This is a genomic window from Mesorhizobium sp. M7A.F.Ca.ET.027.03.2.1 (genome assembly GCF_003999175.1).
Lineage (GTDB): Bacteria > Pseudomonadota > Alphaproteobacteria > Rhizobiales > Rhizobiaceae > Mesorhizobium.
In genome coordinates this window covers 1-2,652 of record NZ_RZOM01000870.1, presented here as the reverse complement: position 1 = coordinate 2,652, position 2,652 = coordinate 1, and the positions used below count along the sequence as shown (strand labels likewise).

The following is a 2,652-nucleotide window of genomic DNA, read 5'->3' as shown; positions in this document are numbered from 1 at the left end:
CCATCAGATTGCGCAGGGCGTCGGCCGTCTCGATCTGGCCGGGATGCTTTCTCAGCACATGGATGCGCGGATCGAAGGGGGCGTCGGACCCTTTTGCCGCGTCGGTCGACAGGGCACCGGCGACCAGCGCCGATTGGTAGAGCACTTCGGCCTCGAACAAGGCGGCCAGCGCATAGGCGGTCGAAAATTGGGTGCCGTTGAGCAGCGCCAGGCCCTCCTTGGCGCCCAGCGTCACCGGTTCCAATCCATGCGAGACGAAGGCGACCTTGGCCGGGAAACGGCCATGCGGGGTGAAGCATTCGCCGACGCCGATCATCACCGCCGTCATATGCGACAGCGGGGCGAGGTCGCCGGAGGCGCCGACGGAACCTTGCGCCGGCACCACCGGGATGACGTCGTTGGCCAGCATTGCTTCCAGCAATTCGATGGTTTGCGGCCGCACGCCGGAGGCGCCCTGCGCCAGGCTGGCGAGCTTCAGCGCCATCATCAGCCTGCAGACGGCAACCGGCATCGGCTCGCCAACGCCGGCGGCGTGCGACAGGACGATGTTGCGCTGCAAGGTCTCGAGATCCTCGGCCGGGATGCGGACGCTGGCCAGTTTGCCGAAGCCGGTGTTGATGCCATAGACCGGCTCGCCCTTGGCAACGATCCTGGCGACAGCCTCGGCGCTCGCCTTGATTTTCGGCCGGCAGGCATCGTCCAGCTTGGGCACGGCGCCACGATAGATGGCGCGCCAATCGGCCAGCGTCGCATTGCCGGGCTTCAGGGTCAGTTCGATCATTGTCCTCTCCAGATGCGGGCATGCAGCGGGTTGAAGCCCATGCGGTAGACGAGTTCGGCGGGGCGCTCGATGTTCCAGATCGCCAGGTCGGCGGATTTTCCGACCTCAAGCGTGCCGATTTCTCCCAGCAAACCAAGCGCGCGGGCGGCCTCCCGGGTGACGCCGGCAAGGCATTCATCGACGGTCAGGCCGAACAGGGTCGCGGCCATGTTCATGGTCAGAAGCAGTGAGGTCAGCGGCGAAGTGCCGGGATTGTTGTCGGTGGCGACAGCCATCTTGACGCCGTGCTGGCGAAACAGGCCGATCGGCGGCTTCTTGGTTTCGCGAATGAAATAGTAGGCGCCGGGCAAGATCGTCGCCACGGTTCCGGCCTTGGCCATCGCCGCTGCACCGGCATCATCGGTGTATTCGAGATGGTCGGCCGACAGCGCACCGTAACGGGCGGCGAGTTCGGCGCCATGCAGGTTGGACAGTTGGTCGGCATGGAGCTTGACCGGCAGGCCTGCTGCTTTGGCCGCATCGAAGACGCGCGCCATCTGTTCCGGCGAAAAGGCGATGCCTTCGCAGAAACCGTCGACGGCATCGGCCAGCCCCTCGGCGGCAACCGATGGAAGAATCTTATTGGCGACCAGATCGATAAAGTAGTCCTTGTCGCCCTTGGCTTCCGGCGGCAGCGCGTGAGCGCCGAGGAAGGTGGTGCGGATCGTCACCGCCCGTTGCGCGCCCAGTTGGCGGGCTGCACGCAGCGATTTCTTCTCGTTTTCGAGGTCGAGGCCATAGCCGGACTTAATCTCGACGGTGGTCACGCCTTCGGCGATCAGCGCATCGAGGCGCGGCAGCGATTGAGTGACCAGTTCATCTTCGCTGGCGGCGCGCAAGGATTTGACCGACGAAACAATGCCGCCGCCGGCCCGGGCGACCTCTTCATAGGTGGCGCCGGCCAGCCGCATCTCGAATTCGTTGGCGCGGTTGCCGGCATGGACCAGATGGGTGTGGCAGTCGATCAGGCCAGGCGTGATCCAGCGGCCCTCGCAATCGACCGTCTCGGCGCCCTGGGCAAGTGTTGGGGGCAGCTCCGACTCGAGGCCGGCATAGACAATGCGGCCGTCACGCGCAGCGACCGCGCCATGTTCGACAACCCCTAGTCGGGCCGACCCTTCGGCCATGGTCGCGAGCCGCGCATTGCGCCACAGACGAAGATCCCCTGCCCGGCTTTTGTTCTGTCCAGCCATCATCTTTTCCGTTTCAATCGATGACGATTATGTATATACATATTGAAACGCACTGCAAGTGCCATCATCGCATGAGAGACAGAGAACCGGAGAGAAAAGTGGCAGCGATCTTTGCGGAACAGGCGCTCCTTCCCGATGGCTGGCGCGATAATGTGCGGCTCACCCTGGCCGAGGGACGCATCACGGCCGTTCAGCCTGGCGCCGCAGCGGCAGCCGGCGACGAACGCCACGCGATCCTGTTGCCCGGCATGCCCAATTTGCACAGCCACGCCTTCCAGCGCGGCATGGCCGGCCTTGCCGAACTTCGCGGCCCCTCCGCCGACAGTTTCTGGAGCTGGCGCGAGGTGATGTACCGCTTTGCCCTGTCGATGACGCCCGATCAGGTCGAGGCGGTTGCAGCACAACTCTATGTCGAGATGCTGGAGGCCGGGTTTTCCCGCGTCGGCGAGTTTCACTATCTGCATCACGACCGCGATGGAAAATCCTACGCCAATCTTGCCGAGATGGCCGAGCGCATCGCGGCGGCGGCCGGCGAAACAGGTATCGGCCTGACGCTTTTGCCGGTGTTTTATGCGCACTCGTCTTTCGGCGGCGCCGCGCCAAACCAAGGCCAGCGGCGATTCATCAACGATGTGAATC

General features: G+C 64.2%; 3 protein-coding genes. 1 reads left to right on the top strand and 2 read right to left on the bottom strand.

Annotated elements, in window-relative coordinates:
• On the bottom strand, window positions 1-781 hold a 781-nt coding region (locus EN750_RS28230), incomplete at its 3' end, for an aromatic amino acid lyase (RefSeq protein ID WP_189526529.1).
• Entirely contained in the window at window positions 778-2,013 is a 1,236-nt protein-coding gene (gene hutI / locus EN750_RS28225) for an imidazolonepropionase (RefSeq protein ID WP_127398691.1), read from the bottom strand. The genes hutI and EN750_RS28230, both read right to left, overlap by 4 nt.
• 98 nt (window positions 2,014-2,111) lie before the next feature.
• Here hutI and EN750_RS28220 point away from each other — a divergent pair.
• The coding region (locus EN750_RS28220; protein ID WP_145967976.1) for an amidohydrolase family protein at window positions 2,112-2,652 on the top strand (541 nt) is incomplete at its 3' end.

Bases quoted from the DNA above. Each gene is read 5' to 3' on its own strand.
- hutI (WP_127398691.1), bottom strand. From the start codon at position 2,013: ATGGCTGGACAGAACAAAAGCCGGGCAGGGGATCTTCGTCTGTGGCGC.